Below are 18841 nucleotides of genomic sequence, written 5' to 3'. Positions count from 1 at the left end.
ACCTATAAACTATAGGGATGCGTGGCTTATTTTCTTACCGTTCTGCTCTTCTGATACTGCTTCTAGGTGTATTTACCTATCTTTATGGCTTAGATAGTCGGTTTGCACCTAAAAACGGGGACGAGTACCCCTATATGCATATAGTCCGCATGACTGCGCAGGTCGGTAATTGGCTACCCTTGCAGTCTGAAATGGACGGAATCAAAAATACCAAGCCTCCACTCATTTTTTGGCAAGGTCTTGCTTCTAGTCATTGGGCAGGTCAATGGTCTCTAGCGAGCTTACGTTGGCCTAGTGTCCTCTATACAGGACTTACCGCTTTTTTCTTATTTTTAGCGGTTCGTCGCTTTAGCGGTAAAACCCAAACTGGTTTGTTAGCAGCTTTGGTATGGCTTTCTTTTTTTGCCACCTATCGTTATGGACGTCCTTTCTTAGCAGACCCACCAGAAGTCTTTTGGATTAGCTTGCCATTTATGGCGCTGCTCTATTGGGGTAAGGGCGCATTCGAATCTAAGCTCTTTTTCCCGCTATTGGCTGGCAGTTGTTTTGGCCTGGCACTATTTGCCAAATCTTTTGCATACATCGCGCCTGCCACTTTTGCCCTAGGCCTTTACTACTGGCGCTGGCGGCAGTGGAGTATTCCAAAAACACTCACCCATGATCTATATAAAGTTTGCATCGCTGGCCTATTGGCTTTAGCGGTATTTGCCTTGTGGTTTGCCTTAGACCCAAACCCAGAAGCCATTTGGAAAGAATTTGTTCTTGGCGAAAATGCTGGCAAATTTGCAGCCAGAAACGCTAACTACGTATTAGATCTTCTGCGTGGCGGCGACAGTATTTGGCTATTACTTTTAACGACATTGGCTAATGCCGGTTTATTTACTTTTGTATTGATTTCAACTTTATGGCAATGCTGGCGTGAACGCCGCTTCTTAAACTTAGAAGAAATTCTTCTGTTACTGCTCATTGTTGCATTTTTGATCGTCTTTACTTTGCCGAGTCAGCGTTCTGGCAGATATCTGTTGCCAGTCATGCCAGCATTCGCTGCCTTGATTGCCTTGCATTGGGAGCGCTTGCCTTTGTGGGGCTTTCGGATTGCCTTGCTACTGCAGATGCTAGCTCTTTCACTTCTATTGTGGATAGGTATCAATCTGCAATTCTCTGGTCTCATGGAAGATCTATTCACATGGACCTACTCTTATTGCCACTGGATATTGATGGCTGGAAGTCTGGTGATTGTTTTGGTAGGTTTACTGAGGCGTAATCATTCGAAGACGCTTGCATTGGCAGGATGTTTTTTGACTTATTGCGCGCTGACCAGTAGCCTTACTCCCTTGGAGGCAAAGCTAGGCCGTTACTCGGTTGAAACGATTACGCAAGTTCAAGGTAAGGATGTTTGGATACCTTGTGACTATCGCGCCAAAGATGAAGAGTACCGATTGTTGTTGCCCGGAGCCAAGCTCCATGGCTATTTGGCTAAAGATGCTGCTGAAGTAAGCAAGCTAACAAGTTCCTATCCTATCGTGGCAGTCCATGCACCATTGGGGGCTAAGCCAGAGCTATGCGACTCCTGTCAGATTGTTGGGCAGAGAATGGAGATGCGTGCACGCCACTCTGATGAAGAAATCAAGCAGATGTTACAAGGCCATATCGGAAAGTATCTTTTTGTGAATGAGTATCTAGTTGTAACACCGGTGATCGCCCCGGATCTTTCTAATGTTAAGGATGTTTGTAGATGAGCCGTGTTATTGCCCTCTGTTTTTTATTGCTAACTGCAGTACTCGGATTCTTGCATATTGATAGTCGACCAGCTTGGGCGCCATTCGCAACACAGATAGTTACTCCAGTTGAAGAGGAATTAGAGGTAGCCTCGGCCCCAAAACCTAAAAACCAAAATACTCCAAGTAAGGCAAACATTGCAAGCCCCGTTAGTACTTGGTTGCCAGAAACAGGCGCCGCTTCAGTACACGCAGCATCTCTGATTGCATTGAAGGATGGCGCTCTTCGAGCTTTTTGGTTTGCCGGTAGTCGTGAAGGCGCAGCAGATGTTGTGATAAATAGTGCCGTCTTTGATCCTAAGTCATCCAATTGGAGTGCTCCTACTGTTGTCATGGATAGAGTGAGTGCTGAAAAGGGTTTATCACGTTACATCTCTAAACTCGGTAATCCAGTCCCTGCCAGAATGGCAGATGGTCGCTTACAATTATTCTTTGTTACGGTTTCGATTGGGGGCTGGGCAGGGAGCTCAATTTCTAGCGTGATTTCGGATGATGAAGGTTTGACTTGGTCTAATCCACAGCGCCTGATTGGATCCCCTCTGATTAATATCAGCACTCTAGTGAAGTCTCCAGCTATTGCGTTTGCCGATGGCCGTCTAGGTTTGCCTGCGTATCATGAGTGGATCGGACGCTTCGGTGAATTCTTAAGGGTTGATGCCGGACAAGTCATTGATAAGCGTCGTATGAGCTCAGGCCGAAGCGCCATTCAGCCACTGGTATTTGTAAATGATGCTCAAGACGCAACTGCGTATTTCCGTCAAACAAGAAGAGCGGGTTATGCAAAGCAAGTACCCGTTAGCGAAACATTCAATGCAGGTCAATCATGGCAGTCAGTTGCAGATTTACCGATTGCCAACCCCAATTCTGCAGTAGCTGGTTTGATACTCAATAGCGGTGCCCGAATTTTGGTCTTAAATAATATTGAAGCAGGGCGTTATCGCTTAGCCTTGATGATGGCTGATCCCAAATCTGGGCAGTGGCAAGTGATTGAAGTAGTGGAAGATGATGAGGCCTTGCCAGCAGATCAGTGCAAAGAGTTTTCTTATCCATACCTCATTAGCACTGATGGTAATGATGCACATTTGGCCTATACCTGGGATCGCAAGAAGATTCGTCATCGATACTTCTCCGGGGCCTGGTTAAAGCGTGCTCAAAGCCAGCTCGACACTCCATCAGCAAATATCATTTCTCAGGAGGCTAAATAATGAATCACCTCATGCAGATTTTTGCTTTAGTTGAGCTATCCATTACGTGTGCAGTAGTGATGATATTGCTATTGCAAAAAACATCATCCCAAGAGCTTTCGCTCACGACAAAAGTACTGTTGATTCTATTGCTCGGCAATCTCTTTTTCTGGCCCTTAGGGCTCGGCATGGAATTACCGCTGGTTGCTTATGTGCGTGGTGTTATTGGTGATCTGAGTATTGTCACGATGTTATTACTTTGGACTTCATTGTTGTCGGGAAGAAAGCCTACTCCATTTGCATTTAAAGTTTCTATAGCTTGTATTGCTATTGTCTTTTACCCGCTGGCCTTAGGTATTGGCATGATCGATCCCTATGCTTGGGGATATGAATCAGTCCTCTTTTTTATTGCAGTCTTACTTTTTGCGGTAGTGTGTGGTCTAGCCAATTGGAGTAAGGGCGTTTGGATCATTGCAATTGGTATTCTTGCGTGGGCGGCGCATTGGCATGAGTCTGCCAATCTGTGGGATTACTTATTAGACCCATTCTTAGCCATCTGGTCATTGATAGCAGTGTTTGGGGCGCTTTATAGAAGACGCAGAGATAAAGCCCGTTCTGGTTATTTATTTAGACCAGGTTAAGAAATGCGGGGTTGAGAAAATACGAGATTGAGTCTTCAGAAGGAAAAAAGCCAGCATGTTGCTGGCTTTTTATTTGATGCAGTAAATACTTAGTCTGGGATATTCGCTTTACGAATAATCGGACCCCATTTATTCACTTCTGCTTCAAGGTGAGTCTTTAAGCCATTCGGAGTCATCTTGTCTGGCGAGACGATATCAATGTTGGCATCTTCTAAACGTTTTTTCACGTCAGGTGAGTTGAGTGATTTTTTCAACGCAGCATTGAGCTTATCCAAGATTGGTTTTGGAACACCTTTTGGTGTGTACATGCCATGCCACACTTTAACCTCGAAGCCTTTTAAGCCTTGCTCATCCAAAGTAGGTACGTTTGCGATTGCAGGTAAGCGTTTCATGGTGGTAGTGCCATAAGCCTTGACGCGACCGTCCTTGATATAAGGAATGGTTTGGGTCGTTTGATCGCAAAGCAGATCTACTTGGCCGCCCAATAAGTCTGTTAGTGCTGGGCCAGTCCCTTTGTAAGGGATGTTAGTAAGTTTCACGCCCATACGGCTTTGGAATAACAAGCCGCAAAGCTGTGACACCGCGCCTGGACCGGCATTAGCCATCGTGATTTTTGAGCCATTTGCCTTGATATAGGCTTCTAACTCTTTGAAATTATTTGGTGGCAAATCCTTCTTACCCAAGAGCACCATTGGCACGTCAGCTACTTGGCCAATGTATTCAAAGCTAGTCATTGGATCGTAGGGAAGTTTGTCATAGAGTGCATTTGCTGTTGCCATACCCATGTGGTGCAAGTAAATGGTATAGCCATCTGGTGCAGCGCGTGCTACTTTAGTCGATGCAATCGTGCCGCCTGCACCATTGACGTTTTCTACTACTACGGTTTGGCCTAAGGCTTGTCCCATTGGCGCCGCAATTAATCGTGCAACAGTGTCAGTTGGTCCGCCAGCAGCAAATGGTACGACTAAGGTAATCGACTTACTTGGCCAGTCTTTTTCTGCCATGGCATTGCCGCTCAGCAGTGCGCTTGCAGTCAGGGCCGCAGTCATTCCAGAAAATAAGAAATTCTTAATCTTCACTTTGATCTCCATCTTTTAATGTGTTCGATATTCTGCCAGTTTAATGGCCTTTTAGGCAAGCTAATGCCTAGTGCTTACCAGCAATAGCAACGGTTCTTTGAGCCAGCAGCACCACTGGACGATCAATCATGCGCCCATCTAGCTTAACTGCGCCTCCTTTAGAGGTTTTGTCAGCTTCAATGACCCGCTGAGCCCAAGCTAATTCTTCCTCTGAAGGCATAAAAGCAGCCTTCACAATACCCACTTGCTTTGGATGGATACAGAGTTTTCCACCAAAGCCCATGCGCTTAGCTCGCTTTGCATCATCTTGAATACGTGCCACGTCATCGGTGGTTGGCGTAACCCCATCAATAGGAGGGGCAATTTGGGCAACTCGAGATGCCAGGATGATTTGGAAACGCGCAGTCTGAAGTTCGGTTTCTTGTGGATCACAAACCATTCCAAGGTCTGCCTGCAAATCTAAATTACCTATTGCAAGACGAATGACTTGGTTTGCATTCGCTATTTCGCTTAAACGGTCTAAGCCAACAGCAGTTTCAATCATGGGGATGAGGGCGGTATTTGGCAAGACTAGTGCAGCGCCATTCATTTCATCAGCAGATTCACTTTTGGGAATCAGCAGGCAGGCAAGATCCAGTTTTTGCGCCAGCATTAAATCAGCAGAATAAAACTGACTACCTGGCGAGTTACTGCGAATGATGAGGCGTTTCTTTTGCTCAGCAGTAAAGCTAGGCCATGCCGCTTGGATTGAATTGCGAGCAGTCTCTTTATCCTCTGCAGCAACAGCATCTTCCAAGTCCAGGATGACACTACTTGCACCACTATCTAGTGCCTTTGCAAAACGATCAGGGCGAGTACCCGGCACAAATAAAAAGTTACTACAAAAACCTAAAGGCGTATTGAGTGGATTCATATTGACTGGGAGGACTAATTGCTTTGAAGTAGAAAGCCTATCTTGGCCTGTTTGCGGATATTCCACAAGTGATCAATTGCCTTACTCATCTCAACAGGGCTAGCACCCCCACTAAAAGCGGCAAGGCGCATTGCCTTATCAGTGATCTCAGCGCGGCTTAAGGTGTTTCCAGGATCCCCTTTGGGTTCATCCACGCGACCATCCAGAATCTGTCCATTATTCAAATGTACTTTGACTTTACCAATCCAGCGTTGTGGATAGGCGCTATCTACTTCGGGATCAAGAGTCATGGTGACCCGATCGCGGAAGAGGCAAATGGCATCATCCTTAAAGTGAGCATCAAATTCTTGCAGGCCAGCAAATTGATAGTGCGCAACCAAGGCCAGCACAGTGCCCATGGAAAACTTCGATTGATGCACAGTTGCTGGATTGGTTACAGGCCCCAAGACATCGATCGCGCCTTGATGCACTAATGTTTCTACCTTAGCGATATCGCTTGGCTTGAGTTTATTGGTCAGCATCACATGCAATAGCGCGTCAGCGGCAGGGTGAGTATGGCGACAAGAGGAGTGGTATTTAAAGCTTGTCTCTGCTAGGGTCCAGCGGCTGCCTAAACGATCAACCAATTTGCTGGGGTCGGCATCGCTTGACATGCCGGCAGCCAAACCTTGCTTGCCCTCAAGAATATGCTCTGCACCAGTAAAGCCTGCTTGAGCAATATAGGCCGACATCAAGCCAGTTGCCGCTGCATGAGCGGTATGTAATTGTTTGGAGTCTGCAGCATCACGTAAAAATTCCCATACGCCAGCGGACTGTGTGCCAGCAGAACCAAAGGCATGTAGCATTTGCGCAGGGGTGAGCTTGAGCAGTCGCCCGACAGCAGCCGCAGCAGCGAACGTGCCAGCAGTGCCGGTGGTATGAAAGACTTTATAGTGTGAGCGTCCCAAGAACTCACCAACCCGAATACCCACTTCGTAACCCACTACTGCTGCAACTAAGAGCTCTTCTCCAGAGGCGCCGATTGCTTGTGCGCAGGCTAGTGCAGGCGGAAACACTACGGTAGCTGGATGAAAGACTGAGCCATTGTGAACATCGTCCTGCTCTACTACGTGTGATGCAGCAGCATTAGCCATTGCGGCTAAAAAAGGGCTTGAACTTTTTCGAGAGATCACTATTTCAGAAGGGCCAGCATGACTACTATCAAAACTACCCATACTCTGAGCAAACTGAGTGATGATTTCCACAGGGCGCGAACCTTTGCCTGCGATTGCTGAGCCAAACCAATCCACCAATAAATCTTCAGCACGACTCATCACATCACTTGGGATATCACTGGCTTTTAAATTGGCAGCAAAGCTGGCTAGTTCACGAGTTAAATGTTCATTGCTCATCAAAATATTCTCTTATTAGTATTGCTACGTTATGCCAGAACAGCAGTAGCTTGCATGGTTAGCCAGCCTTCATGATCTTGCGCCCAAATAGCAATCGTTTTGCCGCTGGGATCTTTTTCTAAATCAGGCTTAGCGGATACTTTGAAGATATTGATATCAAAGGTTGGTCGAATCGCGCGGAATTCAAAACTCTTCAGCTTACAGCCCGGAATACTTTGACGCACTAAATCTACTAGTAGAGTGGCAATTAAAGGCCCATGCACAATCAATCCTGGATAGCCTTCTACCTCGGTAACGTATTGACGATCATAGTGAATACGATGACCATTAAAAGTGAGCGCTGAGTAACGAAAGAGCAACACATCATCAGGTGTGATTGTCTTAGTCCACTTTGCATCGGTTGGTGCGGGAGTGGGTGCAACTGGTTTGTCATCAGGCCCTGGTGCATCTCGATAGACAATATCGTGCTCTTCAATGATGGCAAGACCTTGTTGGTTTGATATCTGATGTTTCACTAAAACAAAAATCAAATCACCGGTACGACCTGACTTATGGGTCACGGATTCAATTTTAGAAACGCGCTCAATGTCATCGCCTACTGAAAGTGGCGCCAACCACTGGATACGGCTACCTGCCCACATACGACGTGGAAGTGGAACCGGCGGCAAGAAACCGCCACGTTGGGGATGACCATCAGCACCAATTTCAGATTGCCTTGCATGCGGCAAGAAATACAGCCAATGCCACAGTTCAGGAAGGAATGCGCCCTTATTGGGCTCTGGATCAAGTCGATCTAGAGTTGCCGATAGGGCGCGAACAGGCGCTGCTGTAATGGTGTCAGATACTGACTCGGTTTTACCGAGCCATTCTTGAAGGTGGGTAATAGTTTGGGCTTCGATTCGCATAGCTTCCATTATGCCAATCTTGGGAAGGGGGCTTAGCCCATGAGAACTGTAATCAGGTATACGAGCAGTCCAGCTAATGCAGAGCCTCCTAGAACAGTCATCACTCCTTTTTGAAACTTGAATAGCGCCAATCCTGCTAATCCGCAGATGATGATCGATATCCAGGAAATAGAGGCACCCAGACCACTTGGTAAAAACACGTGATAGGCAAAAAACAAGCCTAAATTGGCGATGACGCCAACCACTGCAGCAGTAATCGCAGTCAGTGGTGCGGTAAAGCCAAGCTTGCCATGGGTTGATTCAATCAGAGGGCCGCCAACCAGAATAAAAAAGAAAGAAGGTAAGAAGGTAAACCAAGTAGCAACGCAAGCACCAAGAACACCAAACCAAAATGGATTGCTACTGCCGATGAGATGCTGAATATGACCAGCAAGATAGCCGACGAAGGCAACTACCATGATGAGGGGCCCTGGCGTAGTTTCTCCAAGTGCTAAACCATCAATCATCTGATTGGCACTAAGCCAATGAAAATGATCTACTGCGCCTTGGTAAACATAGGGCAATACAGCATATGCACCACCAAAGGTGAGAAGTGCAGCCTTAGTAAAGAACCAAGCGATTTGAGGGTAGAGCGTTTTCCAGCCAAAGATGGTGATCAATACTGCAATCGGCAGTAGCCAACAAGTTAATGTAATTGCGCTATGACGAATAGTTCTCTGAAGATTAAATTGAGCGTGCAGAGGGGTAGGGGTGTTGTCATCGATGATGGCACTGCCGTAATTTTTCTCTTTGGAGTTTGCATGTGATGTCTGCTCAAAATACTCCGGATAACGCTTACCTCCCCAGTAGCCAATAGCAGCAGCGATCATGACGATGATCGGAAAAGCTAAGTTCAAAATGAAGATGGCTAAAAAAGAAGCCAGTGCAATCCACTTCAATGCATTGTTGTGAATAGTCCGCTTACCAATACGAACGGCTGCGTGCAAAACAATGGCGACAACTGCAGGCTTAATGCCAAAAAAGATGGCAGCGATCCAGGGCACTTGTCCAAAGGTGAGATAAATCCACGATAGCGCAATCAAAATCAATAGTGATGGCAATACAAAGAGTGTTCCAGCGAGGATGCCGCCCCAGCTGCGGTGCATGAGCCAGCCAATGTAAGTAACTAACTGCTGGGCTTCAGGTCCAGGCAGTAGCATGCAATAGTTAAGCGCATGTAAAAAGCGCCGCTCAGAAATCCAGCGACGCTTCTCAACCAACTCTTGATGTAAAACAGCGATTTGTCCTGCGGGCCCACCAAAACTAATGAAGCCAAGCTTGGCCCAAAACTTCAGGGCCTCGCTTAGTGGAATGCTCAAGCCTCTTCCATTCCGCCAACTACTTGGCTAAAGCCGTTATCCACGTAGATGATTTCACCAGTAATGCCATTGGCTAAATCGGATAACAAGAAGGCAGCAGTATTACCAACATCATCAATTGTGACGTTGCGACGCAGTGGTGCAGTTTTTTCAACCGCCTCCAAAATTTTTCCAAAGCCTTTGATTCCAGAAGCAGCCAAAGTTTTAATCGGGCCAGCAGAAATGCCGTTAGCACGAATACCTTTTGGACCCACTGAGCCAGCGAGGTAGCGTACCGATGCTTCTAAAGAAGCTTTTGCTAAACCCATGGTGTTGTAGTTTGGAACATTCTTCATTGAGCCCAAGTAGGTCAATGTGACTAAAGATGATTTATCGCGCAACATCGGCAATGCCTCTTTGGCCATTGCAGGAAAACTGTATGCAGAAATATCGTGCGCAATTTTGAAGCCTTCGCGCGAGAGCCCTTCCAAAAAGTCTCCAGCAATCGCTTCACGGGGGGCAAAACCAATGGCATGAACAAAGCCATCAAATTGAGGCCAGGATTTAGCCAAATCCGCAAAGAGGGCGCCAATCTGCTCATCGCTACCTACATCACAGTCAAAAATGAGCTCAGTATTGAATTCTTTCGCAAAATCAACGATCCGATCCTTAAAGCGCTCGCCAACATAGGTAAAGGCTAGTTCAGCCCCTTCGCGGTGACATGCCTTGGCGATACCATAGGCAATCGAGCGGTTGGAGAGGACGCCGGTAATGAGGATTTTTTTGCCTGAGAGAAAGCCCATGTTGTTTCCTTTGCTTCAAATATGATTAGCTATCTACAATTGTTACATATATGCCTACCCTAAACCCTATTCGCCATATCGCCCATTTCTTGCTCCTAGCCATGCTGGTAGGGATTGGTGCTAATACAGTGCAGGCGGCTCAGGGGATTTCCCAGTATGGCAAGCCTAAATATGCCGATGGATTTACCCACTTTGATTATGTAAATCCCAATGCTCCTAGGGGAGGCACTCTGACTTTGCCTAACCCTGGGCAAAGAACCAGTTTTGATAAGTTCAATCCTTATACGCTGCGCGGTGTAACCGCCCCTGGAATTGATTTGATGTTTGAATCTTTGGCCGAGGGGAGTGCGGATGAGGTTTCTAGCATCTATGGATTGCTAGCTGAAGATATCGCAGTAGCAGCAGATCGTCAGTCAGTCACGTTTCGGATTCGGCCAGAAGCAAAATTTTCTGATGGCACGCCAGTTTTAGCTGCAGATGTTAAATATAGTTTTGATGTGCTCATGAGTGGCAAGGCACATCCACGATTCAAAACCACTTTTGCCGATATCAAAGAAGCAGTAGTGCTCTCAGATCGATCCGTACGTTTTGACTTTAAGAATAACAATGCTGAGCTGCCAATCTTGGCTGGAACTTTGCCAATCTTTTCTCGCAATTGGGGTAAGAAACCTGACGGTACGATTATTCCTTTTGAGAAGATCGCCTTCGAAGCGCCTGTGGGAAGCGGCCCGTACCTGATTGAATCTTTTAAAGCCGGTAAATCGATTGTCTATAAACGCAATCCACAATACTGGGCAGATCAATTGAGTAAGCCTTTGAATGTGCGCGTCGGTTTTTATAACTTTGATCGCGTGCTTTATAAGTTGTATAGCGATGATGCCGTTCGCCTCGAGGCATTTAAGGCGGGCGAGTTTGATGCCATTGTTGAATATCGTGCCAAGATTTGGGCAAAGGGCTATGTAGGATCTAAGTTTGATAACGGTACTTTAACGAAGAAGGCATTCTTAAATCACAATGGTGCAGGCATGCAAGGTTTTGCCATGAATGTGCGTAAACCAATTTTTCAGGATGTACGCGTTCGTCAAGCATTGGGCTTGGCATTAGATTTCGAATGGCTGAATCGCCAAATATTTTTCGATCAATACGGGCGTATTAATAGTTACTTCACTAATAGTGATCTGAGCGCTAATTTTGATGGCCCTCGTAAACCTACTGAAGCAGAGCTGAAGTTACTAAGACCACTCAAGGCTAAATATCCGCAATGGGTGCCAGATGCAGTCTTTGGTCCTATGCCAGCACCGCCATCAACCAAATCACCGGATAGTCTGCGCCAGAATTTAAAGAAAGCCCGCGAATTATTGATGCATGCTGGCTGGCAATATCGCGATGGCGCCTTGCGGAATGAAAGGGGCGAGCCTTTTCGCATGGAGATGGTAGAAAACGGCGGATTTTTCTTGAGAGTGATTTCTGCTTATAGTCGTAACTTAGAAAAGCTAGGTATTCAGTTAGATATTCGCACGAGCGACTTTGCCTTGTATCAAAAGAGGATCAATGAATATGACTTTGATATGACGACCACGCGTTTTCCAGATTCACAAAACCCTGGTAATGAACTGTGGGATCGTTTTGGCAGCCAAGCTGCCAAGGAGAAAGGCTCAGACAATATCATTGGAGTGCAATCACCCGTGGTGGATGCTTTGGTTGAGGAAATTACCAAAGCACAAAACCGTGATGAGTTGCGCGCAGCAACAAGAGCCTTGGACCGGGTTTTATGGAATAGCTATTACGTTGTCCCTCAGTGGTACAACCCTACTCACCGCGTAGCTTTTCGGAAAGAGATGCGCTATCCCGAGCCCCCTTTGTACTATTCAGCTGAGCCCTGGATTATGCAAAATTGGTGGAAAGAGGAGTCTAAATAATGCAAGGACAAATGCGCGCATATATCTTTAAGCGACTGCTCTTGATGATTCCCACTTTATTGGGCGTACTCACTTTGACTTTTGCAGTGGTGCAGTTTGTGCCGGGTGGCCCAGTCGAGCAAATGGTATTGGAGCTTAAAGGCAAAGGGGACGCTGCTGTTGGAGGCACCGAGTCTTCTGGGGCTGGCGCTACTTATCGTGGGCGCCAAGGGATCGATGCTCAACGCTTAGAGGAGGTCAAGGCACTCTATGGTTTTGATAAGCCACCATTAGAGCGCTACTTCATGATGTTAGGACGTTTTGCCCGATTCGATTTGGGTCAAAGCTATTACCAGCATCAAAGTGTTTGGGGCTTAGTCGTTTCAAAATTACCCGTATCCATCAGCATTGGTTTGTGGACATTCTTTATCACTTACTTAGTTTCGATTCCATTAGGCATTGCCAAGGCAGTACGTGATGGCTCTCGCTTTGATGCCGTTACGAGTAGCATGATTTTAGTCGGCTATGCTATCCCAGGATTTGTCTTGGGAGTATTGCTTTTAGTGATCTTCGGTGGTGGCAGCTTCTTGCAAATTTTTCCTTTGCGAGGTCTCACTTCAGACAACTGGAGCGATCTCAGTTTGATCGGCAAGGTGATGGACTATCTATGGCATTTAGTGTTGCCAATCACCGCTTCAGTATTGGGTAGTTTTGCAGTCATAACGATGTTAACTAAAAATTCTTTTTTAGAAGAGATCCGCAAGCAGTATGTATTGACGGCAAGAGCTAAAGGCCTCACTGAAAAACAAGTGCTGTGGAAGCATGTGTTCCGTAATGCACTCTTACCTCTGGTAACGGGCTTTCCCGCAGCATTCATCGGCGCATTTTTCACGGGCTCACTGTTAATCGAAACGCTTTTCTCATTGGACGGGCTTGGTTTGCTCTCTTATGAGTCTGTGATGCGTAGAGATTACCCAGTGGTATTTGGCACCCTATATTTATTTACCCTGATTGGTTTGTTTACCAAACTGATTTCTGATCTTTGCTATGTTTACATTGATCCTCGTATTCAGTTTGGCGCTGGAGGCGGCTCATGAGTCGTTGGCAGCGCTTTAAGTACAGTCGTATCGGCTATGCGAGTTTATGGATCTTCACAATCCTATTTGGCTTATCCATGTGCGCTGAATTGATTGCCAATGACAAGCCTTTAGTTGTTCGCTATGAAGGACACTTCTATTTCCCCATTGCAAAGAATCAAGCTGAGACGGTATTTGGTGGCGATTTCTCGACCCCAACCGATTTCTTGGACCCAGATATTCGTCAAAACATTGCGAGCAATGGCAATTGGGCAATCTATCCCCCAATTCACTATAGCTACGAGACTCTCAATTACTTTTCTCAGGTGCCCAACCCTGCGCCACCTTCTTTAGAAAACTGGCTCGGCACCGATGATCGCGGGCGAGATGTTCTGGCGCGTCTTATTTACGGATTTCGCTTATCCATTTTGTTTGGTTTAGCGCTCACGATAGTGGGTGTAAGCGTAGGCATCATTACGGGGTCCTTGATGGGCTTCTTTGGAGGCAAGTTTGATTTGGTCTCGCAACGCCTCATTGAAATTTGGTCGGCCATGCCAGAGTTGTATCTGCTAATTATTTTTGCTTCGATCTTTAATCCCAGTATTTCTTTATTAATCATCCTCTTGGCTGCATTTGGATGGATGGGATTATCTGACTATGTACGCGCAGAATTTTTCCGGAATCGCGCCTTGGAGTATGTGCGTGCAGCACGAGCATTAGGTCTTACGAATGTGCAAATCATGTGGCGCCATATTCTGCCAAACAGCTTGACCCCAGTGATTACTTTTTTACCGTTTCGGATGAGTGCTGCCATTTTGTCTCTGACAAGCTTGGATTTTTTAGGTCTGGGCGTGCCGCCTGGTACCCCCAGTCTTGGAGAGTTGCTTTCGCAAGGCAAAGGAAATCTTGACGCCTGGTGGATCTCACTATCAACCTTTGTGGTTTTGGTCGCAACCTTACTTCTACTCACTTTTATGGGCGAGGCATTGCGGGATGCATTTGACTCTCGTAAATCAGGCGCAATGAGCGGAGGTCGCCCATGAGCTTGCTACGTTATGAAGATCTCTGCATTTCATTTGGGTCTGGACGCCGTGAAAGGCTTGCAGTGAACCATCTCGATTTAGAAATTGGGATTGGTGAGCGCGTTGCTCTGGTAGGTGAATCTGGCTCTGGCAAGACACTCACTGCCTTGGCTCCCTTAAGACTCGAACCTGAGGGCGCTAAGATATCTGGCAAGATTCTATGGAATCGAAAGGATGGGCAAGGTACAGTTGATTTGCTCTCATTGCCCATCCAAGATATTCGTGAGATTCGTGGTCGAGAAATCGCCATGGTCTTTCAGGAGCCGATGACTGCGCTCAATCCATTGTTCACAGTGGGCAATCAAATTATTGAAGCAGTTCAGATTTATCAGCCACTGATTTCTAAGGCAGATTGCATTGATGCGGCGATCGATCTCCTTAAAAAGACTGGCATTCTCGAGCCTGAGCGACGCTTTCATTCTTATCCGCACCAACTCTCAGGTGGTCAACGGCAGCGCGCCATGATTGCGATGGCCTTGGCCTGTAAACCGCGCCTCTTGATTGCGGATGAGCCGACGACTGCCCTTGATGTGAGTTTGCGTTTGCAGATTTTAGATTTACTCAAAGATCTCCAGGAGGAATCTAAAGATCAAGGTGGTATGGGTATTTTATTGATTACGCACGATCTCAATTTAGTAAAACACTTTGCGCAGCGTGTCGCAGTATTAAATCAAGGCAACTTGATGGAGTCAGGTTCGACTAAACAGGTTTTTACTCAACCGAGTGATCCCTATACAAAGGCGCTAGTCAATAGTGGACCCGTTCGTGATTTAGCTCCTGTAATGCCATTAGCGCCCGTTCTTCTGAAGACGGATGATTTATCAGTTGCTTATCCCAACTCAGAATCTAGCTCTTGGTTTAAAAAGGCTCCACCGCATAAGGTATTAAAGAAGGTGAGCTTCTCTTTAAAGCAGGGACAAACGATTGGCGTGATTGGTGAATCGGGTTCTGGTAAGACTACGCTTGGTATGGCAGTACTGGGATTGTTAGGTGATTCTGCGGCAGAGGTCTCTGGCGCTGTTGATGTTCTGGGTAATGATTGGCAAAAACTAAAACCAGTAGAGCGTCGTACGATGCGCTCAAGCTTACAGGTAATTTTTCAAGATCCATTTGGTTCTTTGTCCCCGCGTATGAATGTGATGCAGATTGTGGCCGAGGGATTGGACGTTCACTTTCCGAAACTCTCCACTGCCGAACGTGAAAATCGGGTGGTTGATATGCTCAAAGAAGTTGGTCTCGATCGCTCAGCACTCACACGCTATCCACACGAGTTCTCTGGTGGACAAAGACAACGGATTGCCATTGCGAGAGCTCTGATCTTACGTCCACAAATTTTGGTTTTAGATGAGCCCACCTCAGCTTTAGATGTCTCAATCCAAAAGCAAGTATTAGCCTTGCTGACTGAGTTGCAGAAGAAGTACAACTTGGCCTATCTGATGATTAGCCATGATTTGGCGGTGATTCGAGCAATGTCTCATGAGGTGATGGTCCTTAAAGGCGGCAAGGTGGTGGAGTTTGGAGATACCGAAACTCTGATTAAGAATCCTCGCCAGGTCTATACCAAGGAGCTTTTTGCTGCTGCTGAGTTGACCTAATAGGGCGGCTAAATAGCCTTTGAATGGGCTAAATTGGTGCATTTGCCCCAATTTAAGGCTAAATTATCTTTATAAACAAAGGCTTAAGACTACAGTCAAGACTTGGTTAATTAAGGGTTCTTTGCTAAACTGGAACGATGTCACTGAAAAAAGCACCACTTTTAAAGTCCCTTGGCCTTGCCTTGGGATTCGTGTTTTGGGTGTCGGCCTATGCAGTCGATTCGCCTAGTGACGCCACTGCAGAAGCAGTGGTTCCCAAAGAAAGCATGTTTCAAGCTGGACGCTCTTATCTCTACCGCGTATCTGATCGCTTGGTGGATAGCGTCTCTGGAAAATCAGAAGAGCTGATTGATCGCGCTATGGAAGTCATTGGGGTACGCTATCGTTCAGATACTGAATTACCTCAGTCTGGCTTAGACGGCAGTAGTTTTGTGGGTTATGTTTTCAAAGACAAACTTGGATTTTTGCTACCGCGTAAATCAACACAGATGAGCCGTGTTGGTAAGCCTATAAATCGTGATGAGTTGCAACCAGGTGATCTCGTATTTTTTAACACGATGCGTTTAACTTTTTCCCACGTGGGTATTTACGTTGGCGACAATAAATTTATTCACTCTCCATCCAAGGGCACCACTGTTCGTGTCGATGATCTTGGGAGTCTGTATTGGGATAAGCGCTTCGATGGCGCACGCCGCTTAGATGGCAGCGACACTCTGAATGACTCAGAGCGTCAAGAACTGCTCAATGAAGTCAAAAAACTCAAGCGTAAGTCACGCAGTCTATAGCCCTATTTGCTTATACAAGCGTATGCTCTTCAAGCCACTGTTTTAGAGCGAAATCAATCTTTGATTGCCATCCTGCTCCAGTCGCTTTAAACGATTGAACTACCTCGCTTGATAGGCGGATCGTGGTTGAAATTTTGGTTGGGGCTACTTGTGCCCCTCTAGTCTTGCGCGAGGCTATTTTTTGCTGCAAAGACTTTGGAAGGGAGTTTATCTTCTTCGAAGCCTTTAATTCAGCTGCCGTCCATTCAAAATCTTCTAGATCCTTCTTAACTTTTTTGGTCATAATTTGTTGCCTCTCGTTTATTGGCTTTTCTAAAACTAATTACCCGAATACCATTTTTTGTTTCCGTAAAAACCAAGGCATATAACCTATTTCCAAGATACCCAATTGCGCATCGACGGATCTCCCCATAATCTTTTCTTTTGTCGATGGTGTAATTAGCAGTTTCAAAATCAAAATTAACCACCTCCTCAAAGGAGAGATGGCGGTTATTGATGTTGTATAGGTTTTTTGATCGATCATAAGTAATTTCCATTTATCTAATTGTAACTACAATTAGATAAATGGAAATATACCATGCCTATGAAAAGGGCATCGGGTTAAAGGGGGTTTAGCCCTTTAGCTTTTCCTTAATCAAAGCCATTTGTTCCTGTGCTGCAGATTCTCCGGCAAGGATTGCAGCATTTCTGGATCTGAAGTCACCACTACTCATTTGCTTGAGTTGAGGAGTAATCACGATATCAGCGCTTTTAAGTTCAAACTGATTAATGCTGCTTTGCATAATTGCAATGGTGTGTTGAAGGATGCCAAACGTACCGCTGGCATCTTGATGGGCTGGCTCCGAAGAAATATTGACTGCAATCACGATGGTTGCCCCCATTTGTCTTGCATAACTCACTGGTACTGGTGCTACCAATCCGCCATCAACATATTCTTTATTACCAATAACTGTGGGCTGGAAAACGCCAGGCACGCTACACGATGCGCGGACGGCCTGACCAGTATTGCCAGTTCTAAATAAGACACCTTTGCCTGATTGCAATTCAGTTGCCACAATACCGAGGGGGATACGCATTTGTTCAATAGTTTTGTTTTGGACTTCGCGATTCACCATGTTTTGTAGGGCATCTCCTTTAATGAGGCCTCCAAAGCGTCCAACAAATGGCAGGCCCCAATCGGCAATGGTGGCTTCATCCAGATTGAGGGCAAGGCGATTGAGTTCATTACCCGTGGCGCCAGAGGCAAGTAGGGCAGCAATCACGCTGCCAGCGCTACTGCCAACAACGATGTCAGGGCGAATACCTTGTGCTTCTAGCGCCTTAATTACGCCCACATGGGCAAAACCTCTGGCCGCTCCTGCACCAAGTGCCAAGCCAACCACCGGTTTTTTGCTTCCCATGAAGCTGCATGAGGAGAGGCCTGCCGCCCCAAGTAGGGTCCCGATGCCAACACCCAGCCCTAGGAGGCGACGCCGTTCTGGGGAGTTCGGCGCCACAAATGACTGAATCTGGGGTTTTGATGAAATTTTGTTCATATGGCTATTGTATTGAGCCTACCTTATAATGGGTGCACGGTGAACGAAAAGGACTTCGTTTCGGCGCGAACCAATCCCCAACTAGAATCTAAGAGATGGATTGTTCGTAGTAGCTAGAGAACCCCCCCAACCCATTACTGAAATACATTTTTTAAAGCCTCATCAGGACACTCCTGATAGCCCAATTTTTATGGACGATCACAACAAGCGCGTTATTGAAACAGCCCTCCTGTGCGCACAGGAACCACTCAGCGTTGCTGATTTGTCTCGCTTATTTGTAGAAGACATCACTACTGCAGATATTAATGAAGCCTTAACTGAGCTTCAGGGAGCCTGGGATGACAAAGGAATGGAGTTGGTGCACATTGCGACTGGCTGGCGTTTCCAGAGTCGTTTATCGATGCGCGAATATTTAGATCGTTTAACCCCAGAGAAGCCGCCAAAGTATTCTCGTGCAGTGATGGAGACTTTAGCCATTATTGCTTATCGTCAGCCAGTGACGCGTGGTGAGATTGAGGAAATTCGTGGTGTTGCAGTGAGTACCAATGTGATGAAGCAATTAGAGGATCGTGGTTGGGTAGAGATGATTGGTCATAAAGAGACGATCGGTCGTCCTGGTTTATATGCCACTACCAAGCAATTTTTAGATGACCTCAGTTTGACAAACTTGCAAAGCTTGCCAATGCTGGAAGATGCAGCACCAATGGCAGCGGCAGAGCAATTGGGCCAAGCCATTATCGAATTTGATCCAGATGCCACAGTAGAAACTGTGATCATCAATGAAGTAGTAGAAGAAGTTACTCCTGAGTCTGAAGAACCATCAGACGAAACAAAATAAT

Annotated in this window: 18 protein-coding genes; 9 read left to right on the top strand and 9 right to left on the bottom strand. The window is 46.3% G+C overall.

Annotation, left to right across the window (positions count from 1 at the left end):
- Positions 1 to 17 precede the first annotated feature (17 nt).
- Genes ICN31_RS05630 through ICN31_RS05620 form a run of 3 tightly spaced genes read left to right on the top strand, consistent with a single transcriptional unit; the run spans position 18 to position 3603 of the window.
- On the top strand, positions 18 to 1739 hold the full coding sequence (locus tag ICN31_RS05630) for a glycosyltransferase family 39 protein (RefSeq protein WP_216259421.1): 1722 nt from the start codon (positions 18 to 20) through the stop codon (positions 1737 to 1739).
- Entirely contained in the window at positions 1736 to 2983 is a 1248-nt protein-coding gene (locus tag ICN31_RS05625) for an exo-alpha-sialidase (protein WP_216259419.1), read from the top strand. The genes ICN31_RS05630 and ICN31_RS05625 overlap by 4 nt, the downstream gene beginning before the upstream one ends.
- Complete coding sequence (locus tag ICN31_RS05620; RefSeq protein ID WP_216259417.1) at positions 2983 to 3603, top strand: hypothetical protein; 621 nt, start codon at positions 2983 to 2985, stop codon at positions 3601 to 3603. Before ICN31_RS05625 ends, ICN31_RS05620 begins: the two co-directional genes overlap by 1 nt.
- A gap of 89 nt (positions 3604 to 3692) precedes the next feature.
- Here ICN31_RS05620 and ICN31_RS05615 read toward each other — a convergent pair whose 3' ends face one another.
- The 6 genes from ICN31_RS05615 to fabI are packed head-to-tail and all read right to left on the bottom strand — an operon-like array spanning position 3693 to position 10031.
- Positions 3693 to 4694: a tripartite tricarboxylate transporter substrate-binding protein gene (locus ICN31_RS05615; RefSeq protein WP_216259415.1), complete on the bottom strand. Its 1002-nt coding sequence runs from the start codon at positions 4692 to 4694 to the stop codon at positions 3693 to 3695.
- 55 nt (positions 4695 to 4749) lie between these two features.
- Positions 4750 to 5661, bottom strand: coding sequence for a CoA ester lyase (locus tag ICN31_RS05610; RefSeq protein WP_370624273.1), 912 nt, complete (start codon positions 5659 to 5661; stop codon positions 4750 to 4752).
- Positions 5610 to 6986, bottom strand: coding sequence for an MmgE/PrpD family protein (locus ICN31_RS05605; protein WP_216259414.1), 1377 nt, complete (start codon positions 6984 to 6986; stop codon positions 5610 to 5612). The genes ICN31_RS05610 and ICN31_RS05605 overlap by 52 nt, the downstream gene beginning before the upstream one ends.
- A gap of 29 nt (positions 6987 to 7015) precedes the next feature.
- Entirely contained in the window at positions 7016 to 7900 is an 885-nt protein-coding gene (locus ICN31_RS05600; RefSeq protein ID WP_216259412.1) for a MaoC family dehydratase N-terminal domain-containing protein, read from the bottom strand.
- 23 nt (positions 7901 to 7923) lie between these two features.
- Positions 7924 to 9249, bottom strand: coding sequence for a chromate efflux transporter (gene chrA, locus ICN31_RS05595; RefSeq protein WP_216259410.1), 1326 nt, complete (start codon positions 9247 to 9249; stop codon positions 7924 to 7926).
- The gene (gene fabI / locus ICN31_RS05590) at positions 9246 to 10031 is read right to left on the bottom strand and encodes an enoyl-ACP reductase FabI (protein WP_216259408.1); all 786 of its coding nucleotides are present in this window, start codon (positions 10029 to 10031) and stop codon (positions 9246 to 9248) included. The genes chrA and fabI overlap by 4 nt, the downstream gene beginning before the upstream one ends.
- A gap of 50 nt (positions 10032 to 10081) precedes the next feature.
- On the opposite strand from fabI, the gene ICN31_RS05585 reads away from it, so the two are divergent.
- From ICN31_RS05585 to ICN31_RS05565, 5 genes are all read left to right on the top strand, one after another.
- Positions 10082 to 11950, top strand: a complete 1869-nt coding sequence (locus ICN31_RS05585) for an extracellular solute-binding protein (RefSeq protein ID WP_216259406.1) — start codon at positions 10082 to 10084, stop codon at positions 11948 to 11950.
- Positions 11951 to 11961: 11 nt separating this feature from the next.
- Positions 11962 to 13026, top strand: a complete 1065-nt coding sequence (locus ICN31_RS05580) for a microcin C ABC transporter permease YejB (RefSeq protein ID WP_206075448.1) — start codon at positions 11962 to 11964, stop codon at positions 13024 to 13026.
- The gene (locus tag ICN31_RS05575; RefSeq protein ID WP_216259404.1) at positions 13023 to 14048 is read left to right on the top strand and encodes an ABC transporter permease; all 1026 of its coding nucleotides are present in this window, start codon (positions 13023 to 13025) and stop codon (positions 14046 to 14048) included. Before ICN31_RS05580 ends, ICN31_RS05575 begins: the two co-directional genes overlap by 4 nt.
- Positions 14045 to 15682 carry an ABC transporter ATP-binding protein gene (locus tag ICN31_RS05570; protein ID WP_216259402.1) on the top strand — a complete coding sequence of 546 codons (1638 nt, stop codon included), beginning with the start codon at positions 14045 to 14047 and terminating at the stop codon, positions 15680 to 15682. Before ICN31_RS05575 ends, ICN31_RS05570 begins: the two co-directional genes overlap by 4 nt.
- Before the next feature lie 137 nt (positions 15683 to 15819).
- Positions 15820 to 16467, top strand: coding sequence for a C40 family peptidase (locus ICN31_RS05565; protein WP_216259400.1), 648 nt, complete (start codon positions 15820 to 15822; stop codon positions 16465 to 16467).
- Positions 16468 to 16477: 10 nt separating this feature from the next.
- Here ICN31_RS05565 and ICN31_RS05560 read toward each other — a convergent pair whose 3' ends face one another.
- The 3 genes from ICN31_RS05560 to ICN31_RS05550 form a co-directional block, all read right to left on the bottom strand.
- Positions 16478 to 16750: a BrnA antitoxin family protein gene (locus tag ICN31_RS05560; protein WP_216259398.1), complete on the bottom strand. Its 273-nt coding sequence runs from the start codon at positions 16748 to 16750 to the stop codon at positions 16478 to 16480.
- Positions 16734 to 17003 (bottom strand): BrnT family toxin, encoded by a 270-nt coding sequence (locus tag ICN31_RS05555; RefSeq protein ID WP_216259396.1) that lies wholly within the window; start codon positions 17001 to 17003, stop codon positions 16734 to 16736. Before ICN31_RS05555 ends, ICN31_RS05560 begins: the two co-directional genes overlap by 17 nt.
- A gap of 75 nt (positions 17004 to 17078) precedes the next feature.
- Positions 17079 to 18002 (bottom strand): patatin-like phospholipase family protein, encoded by a 924-nt coding sequence (locus ICN31_RS05550; protein WP_216259394.1) that lies wholly within the window; start codon positions 18000 to 18002, stop codon positions 17079 to 17081.
- 190 nt (positions 18003 to 18192) lie between these two features.
- Here ICN31_RS05550 and scpB point away from each other — a divergent pair, with 190 nt between their 5' ends.
- The gene (gene scpB / locus ICN31_RS05545) at positions 18193 to 18840 is read left to right on the top strand and encodes an SMC-Scp complex subunit ScpB (protein WP_216259389.1); all 648 of its coding nucleotides are present in this window, start codon (positions 18193 to 18195) and stop codon (positions 18838 to 18840) included.
- Position 18841: the final 1 nt, after the last annotated feature.

The organism is Polynucleobacter sp. UB-Piko-W3 (assembly GCF_018881635.1).
Taxonomy (GTDB): Bacteria; Pseudomonadota; Gammaproteobacteria; order Burkholderiales; family Burkholderiaceae; genus Polynucleobacter.
This window is presented reverse-complemented; position numbering and strand designations above follow the sequence as displayed.